This is a genomic window from Dyella terrae (assembly GCF_022394535.1).
Taxonomy (GTDB): Bacteria; Pseudomonadota; Gammaproteobacteria; order Xanthomonadales; family Rhodanobacteraceae; genus Dyella.
On record NZ_CP089414.1, the window covers coordinates 4590020 to 4608757 of the forward strand.

At 62.5% G+C, this 18738-nt stretch carries 19 protein-coding genes and 1 tRNA gene; 12 read left to right on the plus strand and 8 right to left on the minus strand.

Translation table 11 applies throughout. The features are described from left to right. Positions 1–29: 29 nt before the first annotated feature. Positions 30–1691 (minus strand): M28 family metallopeptidase, encoded by a 1662-nt coding sequence (locus tag DYST_RS20150; RefSeq protein WP_239947860.1) that lies wholly within the window; start codon positions 1689–1691, stop codon positions 30–32. Positions 1692–1984: 293 nt separating this feature from the next. On the opposite strand from DYST_RS20150, the gene DYST_RS20155 reads away from it, so the two are divergent. Beyond that, the gene (locus DYST_RS20155) at positions 1985–2377 is read left to right on the plus strand and encodes an HU family DNA-binding protein (protein WP_239952165.1); all 393 of its coding nucleotides are present in this window, start codon (positions 1985–1987) and stop codon (positions 2375–2377) included. 107 nt (positions 2378–2484) lie between these two features. On the opposite strand, the gene DYST_RS20160 is transcribed toward DYST_RS20155, so the two are convergent. Continuing rightward, the gene (locus DYST_RS20160; RefSeq protein WP_102300748.1) at positions 2485–2907 is read right to left on the minus strand and encodes a PepSY domain-containing protein; all 423 of its coding nucleotides are present in this window, start codon (positions 2905–2907) and stop codon (positions 2485–2487) included. 248 nt (positions 2908–3155) lie between these two features. On the opposite strand from DYST_RS20160, the gene DYST_RS20165 reads away from it, so the two are divergent. The 4 genes from DYST_RS20165 (at position 3156) to DYST_RS20180 (ending at position 7321) form a co-directional block, all read left to right on the plus strand. Beyond that, positions 3156–3584, plus strand: a complete 429-nt coding sequence (locus DYST_RS20165; RefSeq protein ID WP_239947868.1) for a phasin family protein — start codon at positions 3156–3158, stop codon at positions 3582–3584. A gap of 533 nt (positions 3585–4117) precedes the next feature. Then, on the plus strand, positions 4118–4786 hold the full coding sequence (locus DYST_RS20170) for a DUF1045 domain-containing protein (RefSeq protein ID WP_239947877.1): 669 nt from the start codon (positions 4118–4120) through the stop codon (positions 4784–4786). Positions 4787–5036: 250 nt separating this feature from the next. Next, on the plus strand, positions 5037–5453 hold the full coding sequence (locus tag DYST_RS20175) for a host attachment protein (RefSeq protein WP_275666981.1): 417 nt from the start codon (positions 5037–5039) through the stop codon (positions 5451–5453). A gap of 266 nt (positions 5454–5719) precedes the next feature. Then, a complete protein-coding gene (locus DYST_RS20180) occupies positions 5720–7321 on the plus strand; it encodes an MASE1 domain-containing protein (protein WP_102300744.1) in 1602 nt (533 codons plus the stop codon). A 27-nt stretch (positions 7322–7348) separates the two neighbouring features. Here DYST_RS20180 and DYST_RS20185 read toward each other — a convergent pair whose 3' ends face one another. The 6 genes from DYST_RS20185 to ftsY form a co-directional block, all read right to left on the minus strand. Beyond that, positions 7349–7813, minus strand: a complete 465-nt coding sequence (locus DYST_RS20185; protein WP_233202230.1) for a hypothetical protein — start codon at positions 7811–7813, stop codon at positions 7349–7351. Between the two features lie 680 nt (positions 7814–8493). After that, positions 8494–8569 (minus strand) — tRNA-Phe (locus DYST_RS20190). A 66-nt stretch (positions 8570–8635) separates the two neighbouring features. Next, entirely contained in the window at positions 8636–8914 is a 279-nt protein-coding gene (locus DYST_RS20195; protein ID WP_102300743.1) for an oxidative damage protection protein, read from the minus strand. 22 nt (positions 8915–8936) lie between these two features. After that, on the minus strand, positions 8937–9968 hold the full coding sequence (mutY, locus tag DYST_RS20200) for an A/G-specific adenine glycosylase (RefSeq protein WP_239947888.1): 1032 nt from the start codon (positions 9966–9968) through the stop codon (positions 8937–8939). Next, complete coding sequence (locus DYST_RS20205) at positions 9965–11065, minus strand: AsmA family protein (protein ID WP_239947890.1); 1101 nt, start codon at positions 11063–11065, stop codon at positions 9965–9967. Before DYST_RS20205 ends, mutY begins: the two co-directional genes overlap by 4 nt. Positions 11066–11078: 13 nt before the next feature. Then, the gene (gene ftsY / locus DYST_RS20210; protein ID WP_239947899.1) at positions 11079–12227 is read right to left on the minus strand and encodes a signal recognition particle-docking protein FtsY; all 1149 of its coding nucleotides are present in this window, start codon (positions 12225–12227) and stop codon (positions 11079–11081) included. A gap of 74 nt (positions 12228–12301) precedes the next feature. Between ftsY and rsmD the strand changes: the two genes are divergently transcribed. The 7 genes from rsmD to DYST_RS20245 all read left to right on the plus strand — a co-directional run bounded on the left by rsmD (position 12302) and on the right by DYST_RS20245 (position 18305). Continuing rightward, the gene (gene rsmD / locus DYST_RS20215; RefSeq protein ID WP_239947901.1) at positions 12302–12862 is read left to right on the plus strand and encodes a 16S rRNA (guanine(966)-N(2))-methyltransferase RsmD; all 561 of its coding nucleotides are present in this window, start codon (positions 12302–12304) and stop codon (positions 12860–12862) included. A gap of 96 nt (positions 12863–12958) precedes the next feature. Next, the gene (coaD, locus tag DYST_RS20220; protein WP_102300738.1) at positions 12959–13456 is read left to right on the plus strand and encodes a pantetheine-phosphate adenylyltransferase; all 498 of its coding nucleotides are present in this window, start codon (positions 12959–12961) and stop codon (positions 13454–13456) included. Between the two features lie 299 nt (positions 13457–13755). Next, positions 13756–14253 carry a hypothetical protein gene (locus DYST_RS20225; RefSeq protein ID WP_102301069.1) on the plus strand — a complete coding sequence of 166 codons (498 nt, stop codon included), beginning with the start codon at positions 13756–13758 and terminating at the stop codon, positions 14251–14253. 128 nt (positions 14254–14381) lie between these two features. Continuing rightward, positions 14382–14681 carry a YfhL family 4Fe-4S dicluster ferredoxin gene (locus tag DYST_RS20230; protein WP_102300737.1) on the plus strand — a complete coding sequence of 100 codons (300 nt, stop codon included), beginning with the start codon at positions 14382–14384 and terminating at the stop codon, positions 14679–14681. Next, complete coding sequence (gene ggt, locus DYST_RS20235; protein WP_239947903.1) at positions 14678–16405, plus strand: gamma-glutamyltransferase; 1728 nt, start codon at positions 14678–14680, stop codon at positions 16403–16405. The genes DYST_RS20230 and ggt overlap by 4 nt, the downstream gene beginning before the upstream one ends. A 3-nt stretch (positions 16406–16408) precedes the next feature. Next, complete coding sequence (locus tag DYST_RS20240) at positions 16409–17260, plus strand: MBL fold metallo-hydrolase (RefSeq protein WP_239947905.1); 852 nt, start codon at positions 16409–16411, stop codon at positions 17258–17260. Between the two features lie 28 nt (positions 17261–17288). Further along, a complete protein-coding gene (locus DYST_RS20245) occupies positions 17289–18305 on the plus strand; it encodes a TMEM43 family protein (RefSeq protein ID WP_239947907.1) in 1017 nt (338 codons plus the stop codon). Positions 18306–18738 lie beyond the last annotated feature (433 nt).

The window sequence follows — 18738 nt, forward strand, 5'->3', positions numbered from 1 at the left end:
GCCGTCGCGATAGTCCCTTGCGGGCTATGTTACTTGCGCTGCGCAGCCGTGGCGTCGCGGGCGGCGCGGAACTCGGAATCCTTGCTCCAATCCGGCCAGGTGTCGGAATTGGCCAGGTCGCTGCCGAGCTTGTAGAGGATCTGCAGGTCGCGGGCCATGCCGGTGAACGGCCAATCGGCCTGCCACTCGTCCGACGGCTGGTGGTAGTGCTTGGCGACGTACTCATCCTCGGCGGCCTTGCCGGCTGCGAGACCGCCATCCACCCAGTCATTGCCCGAGCCGAACGAGATCGCCGGCACGCCGCGCTTGGCGAAGGAGAAGTGATCGGAGCGGAAGAAGTGACCGGCTTCCGGCTTCGGATCTGGCGAGTACACCAGGTTCCACTGCTTGGCGGTGGTGGTCAGTTCGTCGAGCAGGTCGAGCTTGGCGCTGCCGGAAATGGTGAAGTTGCGCGCCGGGCCGTGTGGGTCGAGCGCATCCATGTTGATGTCGGCCACGGTGGTGGCGAGCGGGTAGAGCGGCTTGGAGGCGTAGTACTCCGAGCCCAGCAGACCCTTCTCCTCGGCGGTGACGTTGAGGAACACCACCGAACGCTCGGGCTTGGGCTGGCTGGCGAAGGCGCGGGCCAGTTCGATCAGCCCAGCGGTGCCAGTCGCGTTGTCCACGGCGCCGTTGTAGATCTTGTCACCCTTGGCGTCGGGCGCGCCGATGCCCAGGTGATCCCAGTGCGCGCTATAGATCACCGTCTCGTTCGGGCGCTTGGTGCCTTCGATACGCGCCACGATGTTGTGCGAGGTGATGACCTTGGCGTTGATTTTGTAGTTGGCCGAGAAGGTCTCGCCCTTCAGCACCACCGGCTTGAACTCGCGCGTCTGCGCCTGCTTCTTCAGTGCCTCGAAATCCAGGCCGGCGGACTTGAATAGATCCACCGCCACGTCACGCTGGATCCACGCTTCCACCGGCGTATGCACGCTGGCGGGATGGTCGCGCACCACGTCGAACTGGGTGTTGGTGTTGGAGTTGGCCACCGTTGCCCAGCCATAGGAGGCCGGCGCGGTCTCGTGAATGATCAGCATGCCAGCAGCGCCCTGGCGTGCGGCTTCTTCGTACTTGTAGGTCCAGCGGCCGTAGTAGGTCATGGCCTTGCCGCCGAAGTCGCCGACGCCGGTTTCGAAATCCGGGTCGTTGATCAGCACCACGGCGATCTTGCCGTGCAGGTCTACGCCCTTGAAGTCGTCCCAATTGCGCTCCGGCGCCTTGACGCCGTAGCCGACGAACACCAGCGGTGCGTCCTTGATCGATACGGCCTTGGAGCCATCAAGCGCCGAGCGTATGGCGATTTCCTTGCCCTGCGTCAGCGGCTCGTTCTTGCCGTTGACGGTGAACGACAGCGACGGCGTACCGGCGATGTCCGATTGCAGCAACGGCACCGCCTGCGTCCATTCACGCTTGCCGTTCTTCAAGTCACCACCCGGCTGTACGCCGGCCGCCTTGAACTGGGCGATGACGTAGTCGATGGTCTTGGTTTCGGCTGGCGTGGCCGGGCCACGACCTTCGAAGGCGTCGGACGAAAGCGTCTTGACGTCCTCAGACAGGCGATGCGGGTCGATCGTAGGGGTAGTCGGTGCGTCGGCGGCGAACAGCGCTGACGTCACGGACAGGGCGAGCAGGGATAGGGCCAATCGCTTCATGGACAACACCTAGCGTGGAAACGAGTCTCGATAGTAGAGACGGCCGCGGCCGTCGGTCCATAGCTGGTCATGGGAGCGCGAGAGGCGGATGGTTTGAGGTGATTAAGAAAAACCCTCAAAAACAGGCCTCCGATGGCCTTGATCGTGACTTTCTTCACCCCGTTGAGGCCAATTTTGAAAAAAAACTGCATTTTTTCCGTCTTGCAGCTTGGCGTAACGGGCTGGCATGCCATACATTCCGCATGCCGAGAGGCATCAAACACCACCTCATATCGATTACCACGGGGAAATGTATGGCGAAGGCAAAAGCAGTAGCAAAGAAGAAGGCCGCACCGAAGGCAGCTCCGAAGGCCGCCAAGGCGGTCGTGCATAAGCCGATCAAAGACGCACTGGGCAAGTCCGGCCTGGTCGCTCACACCGCTGAAATCAGCGGCGTGGTCGCCAAGGACGTGCGCGCCGTGCTGGCCTCTCTCGAGGGTGCCGTGACCGGTTCGGTGCACAAGAAGGGTGCCGGCCACTTCACGCTGCCGGGCCTGCTGAAGATCACCGCCGTGAACGTTCCGGCCAAGCCGAAGCGCAAGGGCGTCAACCCCTTCACCAAGGAAGAGCAGTGGTTCGCTGCGAAGCCCGCCACGGTGAAGCTGAAGATCCGCGCGCTGAAGAAGCTCAAGGACGCCGCTCTCTGAGCGTGACGTTGCACTAGAGCTTGTACGTCAGGTGCGGCCTTCGGGCCGCACCTGAGTTTTAGGGAAGCGATTTGCGGCGGGTTTTCCGGCTGATTGCCTCCGAAGCATCAATGCCTGTCGGTGCCGATGACCCGACCCGTTTGCGGATCCAATTGCAGAGCTACGCTCTTGCCTGCCGGGTTATCCGCCCTGGCCATCCACACGCCATTCTTGTAGTCGACGTCGCGCACGTGGGTGTAGCCCTGCGTCGACAGCTGCGCCCTGATGTCCGCTTCGCTCAGACGCGGCACCTGCTTGTCGGGAAATACCTCGCCCGTTCGTGGATCGATGCGGAGATCCACGCTTCGGTCATCGGCGCTGCGAGCCTTGGCTGTCCACATGCCCTCATGGAACGCCAGGTCGTGCACCTTGCGATAGCCCTGCTGTTCGAGCTGGGCTTGTACCTGATGCTCGGTCAGCGCCTCCTGTGCCATAGCGATACCAGTGAAACCCAGGGCGACGGTGATGGTCAGGGAAGCGAGCTTCTTCATGGGACATACCTCGTTACTTGGGGAGTCCGAGTGTTGGTTCCGCAAAAACAACTTGCGGTGAACACTTCCGGACCGCCGGCTGAACCAGGGCATGGCCGGGCCACACGTTTTGTTGAGGCTGGCGGGTTCATGCTTTCGTCGTGCGTCAAGTTCATAGTGGCTGTCGGCGCCACGGTGGCGCCTGAGCGAGGCCGTCGCCGGAGGGCGCGGCGGCGCAATCGAAAAAGATCACCCAAAGAGGGCATGACATGGCTACCCCGAGCGATCTTCCGTTGAGCCTGTACAAGGCCAACACCGAGTTTCAGCTGCGCGTGAACAAGTTGGTGATGGAGAACTGGAAGAAGTGGCTGGAGCTGTCCACCCGTGCGATGGACGACGGTATCGCCGAACAGCAGGCGCGGGTCGAACACCTGATCAAGGCGCAGGATTGGGCGGCGCTGGCGTCGATGCCGGCCGATACCTTCTGGCGTCAACTGCAGCAGCGCATGGGCGATGCCAGCGTCACCAACCAGATCGCCGCCAACGTGCAGGCGCATTTCGCCAAGGGGCTGCAGGACGCTGTCCAGGCGTGGCAGAAGGATACCGCCCGCGCGTTGGGTAGCGTGGGTGACACGGGACTGTCCGAGCCGTGGAAGGACATCCTGTCTCCGTGGGGCAAGTTCCATCCGACGACCTGATATGTCCTTCGGCGCCCGGTGAGTCGTCCCGGGCGCCACGTCGCGTCCTCTCCGCGAGCCTTGCCTCGCCCCTGTCGTTTCGCGAACCGTCCCGCTCCGTTCTGCACATTCCATCGCGTTAGTCGCCACAGTGGCCGTGTTCAACTGCGCCGCTGCTTGCGTAACGAGGTCATGCAAGTCCGGATCGTGTCCAACGGGCAGGGACACATGGAATTTGGGTTTTCCAAAGAAACCCGGTGTTCCCCGTCTTGTCACACAGGTTTAGTTAGCTAGGGGACTTCGCCCGACGACGATGGCGTATGCCGTGTCGCGGGCTTGGGTGGCGAACGGTTAAAGCGTGGGCTGGCCATGGCTCAGCAGGGGCTGGTCTGCAACATGTCGGTCGATAACGGAGACGGTGTGCGGGGAGCGCGTAACAAGGGCAGGGCATGGCGCGGTGCATCGCCTTGGGGCGGCTCGGTGGCGGGCTTGTCTGTCCGGCGCATGGATGCATGGTGCGCGCAGCTGCCGCAGCCATCAGCGGTTGATCGCTGATGCGCTACGCGGTGTATTTCTGTCCGGCACCGGCGAGCGCACTGGCGGCCCTCGGGCGTGACTGGTTGAGCGGAGAATTGGCCGCCCATGGCGTTCCTGGCATTCCGCTTACCCGTTGGAACGCGATGCTGACCGAGGTACGGCGTTACGGCTGGCATGCAACCTTGCGATCACCGTTCACGTTGTCGCCCGATGTCGACCTCAACGATTTGCGCCAGGTGCTGCAGGTGGTTGCGCGGTCGCATGCGCCGATCAACCTGCCGCTGCGTTGCGCCCGCCTTGCTGGCTTTCCGGCACTTCGCCCCGCGAGTGACTGCAGGGCGGTGAATGCACTGGCTGCTGCTTGTGTTGAAGCGGTCGAGCCGCTGCGGTTGCCGCTGGCGGAGACTGATTTCCAGCGTCGTGCCTCCGGGCTCGATGCCATCGAAACCCACTATCTAGGCCGTTACGGGTATCCCTACGTGTTTGAACGCTATCGTTTTCACATGACGCTGTCGGCTCCCGCTTCCGTGGAGGAAGAGCGAGCACTGCAGCGCTGGCTGTCGCTGCGTGCGTCGATGCTGCCGACGGCACGCCTCGACGCACTGACCCTCTGCATCGAATCATCGCCGGGTGCGGCCTTCGAACCATTAGAGCGAATTGCGCTGCAAAAGGTCTCCGCTGCCTGATGGTTGCACGCGGGTGTAGCTCGGCGCGGGACCCGTGAGTTCGGCCTACATGCCGTAGAAGCGCCACTATGACTCACGCCCGCTTGACGGGCAGGCGAGGAATCTCGAATCGAGGCTGGAAGCGATCGAGCTACGCGAGATTTCCGGGCGTGGCGGGTACAGCGGGTCGGCTTTCCTGGTGGCATGTCCTGGGAGCGCGCCATGAAAAAGACCGTGTGGATCGTGGTCGCCAACCGGGGGGGTTGCGCGGCTGTTCCAAGCCCGTCAGGCGACGGGGCCATTGGAGGAATTGGAAGCGTTCATTCATCCTGAGGCGAGGCTCCGCGACCGGGATCTAGTGTCCGACCGACCGGGGCGTGGCTTCGAGCGATCCGGCCCTGGGAGTCACGCTGAGGAGCCTGACAGCACGGTGGCCGAGGTGGAAACCGGTAACTTTGCGTTGGAGCTTTCCAGATTCCTGCTCAAAGGGCGCAACGAGGGTCGGTTCGATGCATTGATCCTGATTGCCGCGCCGGCATTCCTGGGCTCGCTTCGGGATCGTCTGGATGACCAAATAAGGGATCGGATCTTGCTGGAGGTTGCCAAGAATCTGGTCCACCTGGACGCCTTCGGCGTGAGGGGGTATCTGCCTGAGCGCCTCTATTCGTCGGTGGATACCCGCGGATAGGGCGTCTCGCTTATGCGTGAGTCAACGGCCGCCATAGCATCGTTATATTTCACGCTTGCAGATCATCGACAGCAGGATGGAACATGGTCACGGCCCGATGCCGAAATGTTTGACCCATTACACATTTGCAGTGATGGGCTGCGCTACGATAATGCAGTTAGCTAGCCGGGGCGTACTACTTCGCCTTCACGTTCCGCCCGATGTCATCGGCCGCTTGCGCCAATAAGCCCGGCGCAAGCGAGGGGAATACCAAACAGGGGGATGCCATGCTGGACGCACCGTGGACTCATCCGTGGTTCCGCCGCATCGGCATGGCCGTTTCGTATGGGGTGCTGATCTATCTGGTTCGCCAGGTTGCGATCACGCACTTCGTGTTGCTGACCGGCGTGCATTTCACCGTGCTCTTGCTCACGCGTTATCGTGATTGGCCGGTGTTGGTGGCGGGTGAAGTGGCGGTACTGGTCCCCGTTACTATCGAGTGCGTCAACCAGTGGGGCTGGGGAATTCCCTGGGCCATCTTCAATGTCATTCCAGCCATTGTGATTATGGCGCCTGTCGTGTGGTTGGTGCGCGAGCGCTGGCCGATCATGATCTCGCGCCACGCACTGAACATGGGCGCTTTGCTCGGCTGTGCGTTAGTGCTGTCATTCCTCATGACGGGCTACAACATTGCTTCCATGATGGTCATGCACTTGCCGCCGGGCTATGTCGCGCATTTCGACAAGCTGGGCGTTGAATGGGTGCTGGGCAATTACCTGGGCATTCTTGCAGTGACGCCCACTGTGTTGTTCGCCTATCAATTGTTCAAGGGTGCTGGCTGGCGCGAGCTGGGGGCACGTTTGCTCGATAACCGCGCGGTGCTCGACAGTATTTTCTTGGTTGTCCCTGCGCTGGTGTTGCTGGTGTGGATCGGACTGGAGTCCGCCCATGTTCGTCAGATCGCGCAGGTCGCCATGTTCCTTCCCATTGTCTGGCTGGCCATGCGCCACGGCTGGCAAGGAGCGGCGATCGGCGGTACCGCGGCCAGCTTGGCCGTGATGGCGCTGATGCCGGCCACCTACGACCAGCAGACCATGCAGGCAGAGGCCATCGTCGCCTTCGCCATTTCGTCCATGTTGCTGCTGGGAGCGCGCATTGGCGCCCTGAATCAGCATGCCGAACAAGAGCGTATGGACGTCCGCATGGCGCTGGCGCTTGCTCAGCGCAACGTCCACATTGGCGAGATGCAGTTGCGCACGACATCGCTGGCGCTTGAGCAGATTCGCGAGACTGTCCAGGCCAGCTTCGCGATGATGATGTCGCGTATCCGTCACTTGCAGCCGACGATCGAGGACCGCAGCTATCACCGTCAGGCCCTGGTCGCGCAAGACCAGCTGTTCCGCTTGGCGGATAGCCTCTATCCGGTGTCCTGGCGTGAACGTGGTTTGCCCGCGGCGCTGCGCGAGGGTGCCATCCCTCGTGCGCTTGACGAAACCGGTGTGGGTTATGGGTGCGATCTGCGTGGCCCATTAAGCCGGTTGTCGCAAACGCTGCACTTGGCGATCTATCGCCTGGTCGTCGAGGTGGTGGCCGATGCCTGTACCAAGCGAAACATCAGTGAGATTGCCGTGCGCGTCCGTTGTGGCGAAAAGGCCGGCCGACGCTGGGCGCTAGTGAGCATCAATCTCCGTGACCGGGCCGAAGCGGCTTCCCATGTACGCTGGGATGAACTTCTTCCGCGTGTGATGCGATCCACCAGCGGCATGGGGTGGTCCGGCATCCGTGATCGTGCGATGACCTTTGAAGGTGACGCGCGTGAGCACCTGCTCGCCAATGGGCGCCGCATCAGCCTGCTACTGCTCGATCCGATCACGATCAGCGGCGTTTGATGCGCCGCTGATCGTTGTTCCTGCTGCTTACTGGATGTGCGTGCTGCACGTTGCCGGATCGCCCGAGCAAGCGGCGGCTGCCCTGAGCTGCATCGTGCCATCGCTCAATGGGGTGGCCGTCACCGTCGTCGCACTGTCCTGATACACCGTCGTGGGTGTGCTGGTCGGCGTTGCTGTGGTCGACACAGCAGGAGCCTGCTGCGGAGTGGCGACCAGTTGCGAGAAAAGGCCGACCGGCAAGGTGATGAACTGTCCGTTTGCCGAGCCCACGGCGCCGAGCACGTTGCCGTTCAGATCGTTGATCTGGACGAACTGAATGCCGCCGAGCGTAAAAGTGTAGGCATGGAAGCTGGGACTGCTGCTGACGTCCGAAGCGTTAGGCCAGGATTGGCCAAGGCCGGAAGCGGGCGGCTGGTCGGCGAAGGCGGCCCCCGACAAGGCGAGAGCCAGCACGCCAAAAAGGCATGCGCGGGACGAGAGGGCTTTCAACATAACGGACCCCTTTGCTGGTGATGTGCTCAGGTATTGAGCATCGGCTCGAATGTATCACCAACTTCGTCACAGACCTTGTGACTGGTGGCCTAAAAAGGGCCCCATTTGCCGGAAACGCGTAAACAAAAATTGCGATTTATGCCAAGCACTGGCTTTGACAAAAACTGCTAATGAAAAGGGTGTCTGGTTTATCGATTTATCCTTGGCATCGGGGTCCATGGATATTGGGGGCGCATGTCTGGAAAGACGGTTGAAGAGATATATGAAGTGGCGTGGTGGCAAGAAGCGGATCACGCAGGCGTACCAGATATGAAGGCTCGGGTTTTCGGAGGTTGTACTACACGCTATGCCGTGTGTTGATTAACGACCAGGTGCAGCTGAATGCTATTTCGCTCACGCATGTTGGCGCGAGTAGATATCGGTCGCGGGGATATTTCTTTCGAGTGAAAGTATCCGGCTGCAAAATCCCATTGCACTCCAAAACCCATGCTTGGCTTTGAATGGATACATTGGATATTAGCGACCGATTTTCTCCAGACCTTCAGAGCGAAGTGCTTGCTCGACAAGGCGAGAAGGCATGACGAATGCAGAGAGAGGCAGCCTGCGCATAAGGACGTGGGTGTGATTCGTTCGTGCAAAACAAGAAAGCCCGCTTCTTGCGAAGCGGGCTCTTGAAAACATGGTGGCCGGGGACGGAATCGAACCGCCGACACGGGGATTTTCAATCCCCTGCTCTACCAACTGAGCTACCCGGCCGAAATGCCTGCAAGCATCAGAGATGCTGCGTGGAGCTGCGTATTAAATCGGAAGCAGGCCGATTCGTCAAGACTCCGTACCCGGGGCGACATAGCCTTCCGGCTGTATCACGTCACCGCCAAACAGGAATTTCTCCATTTCGGCGCTCAGAAACTGGCGCGCCTTGGGTTCCAGCGGATTGAGGCGGTACTCATTGAGCAGCATGGTCTGGTGGGCTAGCCATTGCTGCCACGCTTCCTTGGAGATTTCGGCGTAGATACGTTGCCCCAGCGGACCGGGCCAGGGGGCGAAGTCCAGGCCTTCGGCATCGTGGCCGAGCTTGGCGCAGTGAACGATACGACTCATGCGATACGGCTCATGGTTGGGTTCATAGATTCTGTAGCAGCGTGCGAACGGGAGCGGGTAGGCCAAGTGCGACGCGCTCGCTGGCGCTGCACCAGCGCAGGCTGGAATTATCGGCTATGCGCTGGTGTGCTGTCGCCTCGTCGAACAGCAAGGGTTCGACGTTGAGGCGGTAGTGGCTGAAGACGTGGACGAAGGGCGGCAGCGATTGCGCATCGTCGATCTTCGCGAGCAACTCGGCCGCGCGCCAGGCGTGGTCGTGGTCGCTCGCTTCCGGAAGACTCCACAGGCCCGACCATACGCCTTGCGGGCCACGTCGCTCGAGCAGTACGCGTCCTTGGGCGTCGCGCAGGATCAGCATCACCGTGGCACGCGTAGGCACTGTTTTGCTGGGTTTGGCGGTGGGCAATTGAGCGGTAAGGTCGTCGCGCTTGGCAACGCAATCGCTCGCGAGTGGGCAGGCATCGCATCGCGGTTTTGAGCGCACGCATAGCGTAGCGCCAAGATCCATGATGGCTTGCGTGTAGTCGGCCGTGCGCTCGGCGGGCGTCAGTGCGTCGGCATGCTGCCAAAGCACTTTTTCCACGGCGCTTTGTCCGGGATGTCCATGAATGCCGAGATATCGGGTAAGGACGCGCTTCACGTTTCCATCGAGGATGGGAAAGCGCAGTCCGTGTGCTTGCGCAAGAATCGCCCCTGCCGTCGAACGCCCGATGCCCGGGAGATCCGCCAATGCCTCGAAATCGCGCGGCAATTCTCCGTGGTGTTTTTCTACGCAGATCTGCGCCGCGCGTTGCAGGAATCGCGCACGGCGGTAGTAGCCAAGGCCAGACCACAGCGCGAGTACAGTGTCTTCCTCGGCAGCGGCAAGATCACGTAGCGTCGGCAACGCAGTGACGAAGCGCTGGAAATACGGAATGACCGTTGCCACCTGCGTCTGCTGCAGCATCACCTCCGACAGCCACACGCGATACGCGTCACGCGGATGCTGCCAAGGCAGATCCCTGCGCCCGTGTTCGTCGAACCAGGCCAGGAGTGCGATAGCAAATGGATTCATGGCGACTTGCGTGAGGGCGCGGTTTTGGATGGCGCGGGTTTGGCGCTGGCCGGCTGGGCGGGCGGCGGTGCGCTGGACGAGGAGGCTGGCACATTGGTGCCGGCCTGGATGGTGAGACCTTCGATACTGACGCCGCCGGTATCGATGTTGGCGATTTCCGCGTGACCGTTGCCGGGAGGTACGGCAAGGCGTGGGCCGTCGTCGTGATCCAGTTGCGACCACCATGCGGCCAGGGCCAGGGGTGGAATCTGCAGATCGGCGTGGTTTTCAGGGCCATCGAGTTTCACCGCTAGCATCAGCGGGTTGCTCTGGTCGGCGGGCGTCAATGCGACGGATACGTTGTATTGCTCCGTATCCGCGTGATCGAGCTTGCCGACCAACTGTGCTGAAGCATCCGCCGCGCCATGCCAGCGTGCGCTGCCGATGAGACGCAGCGTCAGCGCAGTGCTGTGCGTAAGAGTCAGTCCGATGTTATCCAGCAGGAGGGTGCCGCCCTTGATGCTGGGCGTGACTGACAGACGCAACTGTGTGGGTATGCCCTGTGCGTCCTTCGCTGTGATGGTGAGCGGGAAGGGATGGTTGGCTGCAAGGCGCCCTGCGTCCAGTTCCACGTCACCCAGCAGCATCTGGTTGCCGCGCACGAGGCTACCGCGCGTGATGTGTATGCCGGCGTCGATGCTGGGAATAGAGGAGGGCGCAGATGCCGGTCCGGAAGGCAGGTCGTCCAGCCAGGATTGCAGTGCGTCCAGGTCCACGCGTGGCGAGTCGATCCGCATCTGTGAGATCACCGTGTCTCCATGGACCAGCGTGCGCCATGGCAAGGCGAGCGTGCCACGCGCGGCGAGCAGGATCGGCATGTTTGCGTTCTGCGCGCTCAGCGTGATGCCTTCCAGTTCTAATGCTGGGCGAGGGAACAGTGCCGGCGTGGCGGGACTGGCCAGGCTCAGCTCAAGGCCGGCGTCGCGGGCCTGCTTCTGCAGCATGGCCGTAATGCGCTCCGGCTGAAGCAGCACGTGCACTGCAATGAGTGCGACAGCAACAAGCAGCAGCGTAGCGCTGCTCAGAATAATCAAGGAGAGGCGGAGCCAGCGCGGCACCGGTCGGCTCCCCTCAGCCCTGGCTCAGCGAGGCGGGAAGCAGGCCATCGACATAAGCCTCGGCGTCGAACACGCGCAGATCCGTCGCGGCTTCGCCGAGGCCCACGTAGCGGATCGGCAGGCCGAACTCACGTGCCAGTGCGAACACCACTCCACCCTTGGCTGTGCCGTCGAGTTTGGTAACGACCAGGCCGCTCACGCCCACGATCTGGCGGAACTGACGCACTTGGCTCACAGCGTTCTGGCCGGTGTTGCCGTCGATGACCATCAGCACCTCGTGCGGTGCGTCAGCGTCGAGCTTCTTGAGCACGCGAGCGATCTTGCCCAGCTCGTCCATCAGACCACCCTGCGTGTGCAGGCGGCCGGCGGTGTCGGCGATCAATACGTCGGCGTTACGCGAGCGAGCGGCCTGGAGCGCATCGAAGATCACGCTGGCGGAGTCGGCATCCTGGCCCTGCGAAATCACCGGCACGTCGTTGCGCGCGCCCCAGGTCTTGAGCTGTTCTACCGCAGCGGCGCGGAAGGTATCACCCGCAGCGAGCAGAACCTGATGCCCTTCGTCGCGATAGCGACGAGCAAGCTTGCCGATGGTGGTGGTCTTGCCAACGCCGTTGATGCCCACGGTGAGGATCACGAATGGCTTGACGCCATCCACGGCCAGCGGTTTTTCCACCGGGCGAAGCAGGGTGATCAGCTCCTGGCGCAGAGCGGTCAGCAGCGCACCGGCGTCAGCGAATTCGCGCTTGTGCATGCGCTTGCGCAGGTCTTCCACCAGCGCCGTGCTTGCCTCGACACCTACGTCGGCGGTGATGAGTGTGGTTTCAAGCTCGTCCAGCAGATCGTCGTCGAGCTTGGGGTGACGCGTGAATAGCGAGGACAGTCCGCGTGCGAACGCGCTGCCGGACAGGCGCTCACGCCAGCTGCGCTTGGACGGTGCGGCCGCCTCGGCTACGGCGGCAAGTTCGGTGGCTTCGTCCTCGACCAGCTCCTCGGGGGCGGTCGGGGCTTCGGTCAGCGCTTCGTCCAGTGCGGGACTGGCATGATCAAGCGAAGTGGCATCCGTGTCGTGCGCAAAACCCGCAGCTGGGGCGCTCTCCGCCGCAGGTGCGGTCGGCTGGCCCGGTGGGGTCTCGGCGGGTTTCTTCTTCCAGAACTTGAGCATTGCGGCGGCGATTCAAAGACAATGACCGGCATGCTACCACCCCCATCCAAACTCACTGCTGAGTCCTGCTGTCGATGAAGGCGGCGTCCGGACGCGTCCGCATTATCGGCGGACACTTGCGCAATTCGCGCCTCGACGTTCCCGATCTCCCGGGTTTGCGGCCCACGCCCGAGCGCGTGCGCGAGACCCTGTTCAACTGGCTGGCTCAGGTGATTGCCGGTGCGCGGTGCCTGGATCTGTGCGCGGGTACCGGCGCGCTGGGCATCGAGGCTCTTTCTCGCGGTGCAGCCGGTGTGCAGTTCGTTGAGCGCGACGCCAAAGTGGCCCAGGCCCTGCGGGCCAACCTGGTCCGGTTGAAAGTGGAAGGTGGACAGGTGGCTGCGATCGATGCTCAGGCCTACTTGCAAGGGTCGCCCCAACCGTTTGGGTTGGTGTTCCTCGATCCACCGTTTGCACTCGATCTGTGGACATCGCTGGCGCGACGGCTGGAGGAGGGCGGCTGGCTTACGCCGTCGGCGTGGATTTACGTGGAATCGCCCCGTCAGGCGGTGCTCTCGCTGCCGGCCCAATGGGTGCCGCACCGGGAGGGGGTGGCTGGCGACGTGCGTTACGCGCTCTATCGCCGCACTTCCTGACCGTCGCGTATGGATAGGGGCGACGTTCACAGGCTCTAGGCGGGCGCGGCGAACGGGCCTAAGCTAGCCGCCCCTCCGCTGACAGTGCCTCGTCACGTGAACAAGCCGCCGGTCAACCAGCGTCTCGCCGTCTATCCGGGTACCTTCGACCCGATCACCAATGGTCATGCAGATCTGGTGGCGCGCGCAGCGCCGCTGTTCGAACGCATCATCGTCGCGGTGGCAGAAAGCCCCAACAAGGGTCCAGGTTTCAGCCTCAACGAGCGCATTGCGTTGGCGAGGCTGGCCTTGGCTGACCTCAAGAATGTCGAGGTACGCGGTTTCGATGGCTTGCTTGCGCACTTCATTGAGGAAGTGGGTGCGGGCGTCATCATCCGCGGGCTGCGCGCCGTTTCGGATTTCGAGTACGAGTTCCAGCTGGCTAGCATGAACCGCCATCTGATTCCGCAGGCCGAAACCCTGTTCCTGACGCCCGCCGAGCAGTACAGCTTCATCTCGTCCACGCTGGTGCGTGAGATTGGACGTTTGGGTGGCGATATCACGGGTTTTGTACACCCGGCCGTGCAACAGGCCATGCGCCAGCGCTGGCGTTGAGCTCGCTTTTGCCCGAGTAGCGACGGCTGGCCGTGGCTGAGTGAGGCGCCCGAGGTACACAGTGACGCCGTACGCGGGCCAGTGTCAGGCCGGGGCGGGCTCGTGTATCCTCGCGGGCATCCTGCGGACAGGACAGTCGCTCGCCGCGGGCCAGGGGTACGCAAGGTTCACGTGGTCGCCCGGCTGCCATGGAACCCGAGCTGGGCTCCCGGTCCAATAAGGCCCTGTCGCATGACGGGCCGGTAGGTCAGTCATCCAATGGATCCCGTGCCCCGATTCCACCATCCAAGGTGACCACCATGTACAAGTACGCTCTCCTCGCCGCCCTCGCGATCACCGGCCTCGCCGCTTGCAGCCAGCAGGACGAATCCGCTCAGCAGCAGCCGACCGAACAGGCCGCCGCGGTGACCAAGCCGACCGATCCGAACGATTCCAAGGCGTGGAACGCCTACCTCGGCCAGATCGTCCAGAAGAACATGCAGGGCATGACGGCTGACCGTCCGTTCCCGTACCTGGTGCCGGCCGGCGACAGCGACGACGCCAACGCGCTGCGCCAGCGTCAGCTCGAGCAGGTGCAGGACACCGTCGCCCGCGGCGTGCTGCCGGGCAACATGCTGGTGTTCGCTGGCCCGGATTCGGGCAAGACCTCTGAATTCGTGAGCGACGCCTTCAAGGACGCCAAGGCGGGTTCGTTCAAGGACGTGATCGTGCTGGTGATCGGTGATGCCGCCGACAAGGACAAGGTGTCCGCCGTCCTGCAGCCGACCGGCGCCACCGTTCGTTACGTGAACTGGTAAGTCCCGGTTTACGAAGTTATTTCGAAGCCCGCGGCACGCAAGTGCCGCGGGCTTTTGTTTTTCCAGAGCGCATCCATCTTGGTGTTTCTTGCGGCGCATCACCGGCGCCCAGCATGTAAACTCAACGAATGTCCCTGAAAATCCTCGATACCTGCGTCAATTGCGACGTCTGCGAACCAGCTTGTCCGAACAAGGCCATCTCGCTGGGCGAGGAGTACTACGTGATTGATCCGTCGCTGTGCACCGAGTGCATCGGTCACTACGACGAACCGCAGTGCGTGGATGTATGCCCGGTCGAGTGCATCATCATCGACCCCGCGCACACCGAGACGCACGATCAGCTTGAACTCAAGTACCGCCACCTGATGGCGCTGGGTGGTGATGCCCCGGCGTCAGCGGTCGATGCATCCACAAAGGACGACGCATGAAGCATCCGTTGAACTGGCGCGTGACGCTGCTGGCCCTGCTTGTCTCCTCCAGCGTTGCCTACGCCGACAACCGCCCCGCTAACGCTCCCGCACCTGCCAACTCCCCGCACCTCATCACGCAGCGTCCCGGCCATGCCGGCATCGCCAGCGCGAATTTCCATGCGACCGACGCCGGCCTGGAAGTGCTCGCCAAGGGCGGCAATGCGTTCGACGCAGCGATTGCCGTGGCATCCACGTTATCCATCGTCGAGCCGGAAAGCTCGGGCATCGGCGGCGGCTTTATGGCGGTGCTGCATCGCGCATCCGATGGCAAGGACATCTTCATCGACGCGCGTGAAACCGCGCCGGCCGCAGTGAATACCAAGGACTACCTCGACAAGAACGGCGAGCCCAATCGCGATACCGCGCTTAACGGGCCGCTTTCCGCAGGCATCCCTGGCGAACCCGCCGGTCTTGCGTGGCTGGCTAAGCACTACGGCAAGCTGCCGTTGAAGGATTCGCTGACGCCGGCCATCCGCCTGGCGCGCGACGGCTTCCAGCCGGACGGTCGCCTCATCAACGCCATTAGCGAGCGCCAGGAAGACATCGGCCGCTGGCCGGCCTCCGTCGCCAAGTACCTCCCCAATGGCAAGCCGCCGGTCGCCGGGCAGACCTGGCGCGATCCGGACCAGGCCCGCACCCTGGAGATCCTGGGTGAGCAGGGCGCGGACGGTTTCTATCGCGGTGAGGTTGGCAAGAAGCTGGTGGACGCCGTGCGCTCCGCCGGCGGCAACTGGACGGCAAAGGACCTGGAGAGCTACCAGATCAAGGAGCGTGCGCCGATTGTCGTGGACTACCGCGGCTATCGCGTGGTCACCGCGCCGCCGGCTTCGTCGGGTGGCGTGGCGGTGGCGGAGATCCTGAACATCCTTTCCGGCTACGACCTGGCCAAGCTGGACGAGGCCCACCGCACGCATCTGGTCATCGAAGCCATGCGCCGTGCGTTCCGTGATCACAACGATTACCTCGGCGATCCCGACTTTGTGAAGATGCCGATCGACATGCTGCTGTCGCCTTACTACGCGGCGGGTCTGCGCATGACCATCCTGGCCGATAAGGCCACGCCGTCGTCGATGCTGCCGGCCAGCATCAGCGTTGATCCGGGCATGCACACCACGCATTTTTCCGTGATCGATAAGGACGGCAACATCGCTTCGATCACGCTCACCGTGAACTACACGATGGGCTCCACCTTCGTCGCCGCAGGCACTGGTGTACTGCTCAACGACGAGATGGACGACTTCGCGCTGGTGCCGAACAAGCCCAACGTCTATGGCTTGCTGGGCAGCGCGGCGAATGCGCCGGAGCCGGGCAAGCGCATGCTGTCGTCGATGACGCCCAGCATCGTGTTCGGCGCCGACCGCGTCGGCGTGATCGGTTCGCCCGGCGGCTCCACCATCATTACGCAGGTGTTGGAAGGCATCTTGGCCTTTATCGATGGCAAAGACGCACAAGGCATCACGGCCCAGAAGCGCTACCACCATCAATACATGCCCGATCGCGTCGACGTGGAAACGGGTGCGTTCGATCCAGCCACGGCAGAGGCGCTGACCCGCATGGGCCACACGCTCAAGGATCGCAATCCCTGGGGCTACATGAACGTGGTCACCTGGGATCTGAAGACCAACAAGCTCGATGCGGCCAGTGATCCGCGTCGTGAGTCGGGCCTGGGCAAGGTGCAGTAAGTCATGGAGCTCTGGTCCCTCACCGGTAATTCGCAGAGGCTAGACGGCGGCGCCATGTTCGGTAACGCACCTAGGGCACTGTGGTCGCGCTGGATTGCGCCAGATGCGGAGAATCGCATTCCGCTTTCGTGTCGCTGCCTGCTGGTGAAGGATCTCGACGGCAAGAACGTATTGTTCGAAACCGGTATCGGTGCGTTTTTCGAGCCAGCGTTGCGCGAACGGTACGGTGTGTTGGAAGACCACCACGTGCTGTTGGAATCGCTCGCACAGGCCGGGTTTACACATGAAGACATCGATGCGGTGGTGTTGTCTCACCTGCACTTCGATCACGCGGGTGGCCTGCTCGCAGCGTGGGAGGAAGGCCAGTCACCCCGGCTACTGTTTCCAAATGCCACGTATATCGTTGGTGCAGAGCACTGGCGCCGCGCACTGAAACCGCATCCGCGCGATCGCGCGTCGTTCGTGCCGGAACTGCAGCCCTTGCTCGAAGCCAGTGGCCGGCTCGAACTGGTCGACGGTGCTCACTCCAGGGCGCTGGGCGAATCGGTACGCTTCAGTTTTTCAGACGGCCATACACCCGGCCTGATGTTGGCGGAAGTGGGCGGCGTGGTCTTCTGCGCCGACCTGATTCCGGGGCGCTTCTGGGTGCATCTACCCATCACGATGGGCTACGACCGCTTTCCGGAAAAGCTGATCGAAGAGAAACGCGCTTTTCTGGATGACAAGCTGGCGCGCGGCGTGCGCCTGTTCTTTACTCATGACCATGATTGCGCCGTAGCGCGCGTCGTGTGCGACGAACGCGGGCGCTACGGTACCGCCGACGAACAACGAGAAATGCGGGAACACGTGGCCTGAGCAGCCGCCATCGGGGAGGGGGACGATCATGCAGCTTTGGTTGCAACGCGTACTGGGTGGACTGTTGCTCTTGGCGGGCACGGGACTGGTGGTGACGACCGAGCAAGGCTTGCTCGACAATCGTCACGCGTCCGATCGTCATGGTGGACAGATTGTGGATCTGGGTGACGGTGGTTCGTCGGACCGGGGACATCATGGCAACCTCGTGCGTGTCGCTGGCCCCATTCGCGTGGTGGAAGATCCCTTCGATCCTGAGTTCGGTCAACGTGCGCGTGCGCCCGTGATGATCCGTCACGTCGAGATGTTCCTATGGCGGGAAATCCGCGTAGGCGGCGACGTGCATTACGAACTGGATTGGGTGGATCGCCCGATCGACTCGCGTCGTTTTGCACAGCCCTCTGGTCATGTGAATCCCGAGCGGTTCCCGATCGAAGGCAAGCAGTTCGATGCAGGACAGGCGCGCGTCGGCAACTTCGCTATGTCCCCGCCGCTACTGCATGCGTTGCCGGGTGGCGCGCTCATCACGCCCGTCATCAAAACCTTGCCGGTGAATCTGGCGGCAAGTTTTTCCCTCAATGGGAATTACTTCACCACCAGCGCGCATCCTGAGCAGCCCCGGTTGGGCGATCTGCGGGTGAGTTGGGAAGCCGTGCCGCCGCAGGTGGTGACCGTGTTTGCGCAGATCAACGGCGATGAACTGGTGCCGGCGGCGAGTGCCATCGATGGCAAGGGCTTCGACGTTCAGATAGGCGACCGCGATCTGGCGGACGTCGTGCCGGATGTTCCGTCGCCGCCGTCCTACGTCTGGCTGCGCCGCATTGCCGCTGTGTTGTTGGCGATGTTTGGTGCGTTGCTGCTATTGCCTGAGCGCCCGCGTACCCATCATGACTTGCTGCTCGCTGTGGGCAGTGGCTTGCTGCTGGTGTCTGCGGTGGCTTGCGTGATGTGGTTGGGGACGGATATGGCGATGGGTGGGGTTTGGTTTTTGGTGGCGTTGGTGGGGATGGGGGTGGCGGTTTGGAGGTTGCGGGCAACCGCTGAGTGAGAGCGCGCTTTTTCTCCCTCTCCCCTGCGGGGAGAGGGTTGGGGTGAGGGGGCAATCTAGCCTCACCGTTGTTACCGTCATCCCTGCGAAGGCAGGGATCCAGTGACTTTGCCCTTGGTTTTAGCGTGATCGCGACCTGGCTCGCCTGCGGCGGGCTTTCGACCTCCTGCCGGACGCCGAGTCACTTTTCTTTGCTTGCCCAAAGAAAAGTAACCCAAAGAAAGGGCACCCCCGCTTGGCGCTGGCCGATAGAGCCGGCCAGTCCGTGAGGGGCGGCCGGGCTTTTCGACAGGGCTTCCTGCCCTGGCGAAAAGGGATCGGCATCCGTGCCGATTCCCCTGCGGGCCTTTTCGTCCACCCCTCACCGCCGCACAGGGGGCCCGACGGTCAAAAGCGCCGAGCCGACGGCTCGTGCAGCGGAGCTGCACGTCGC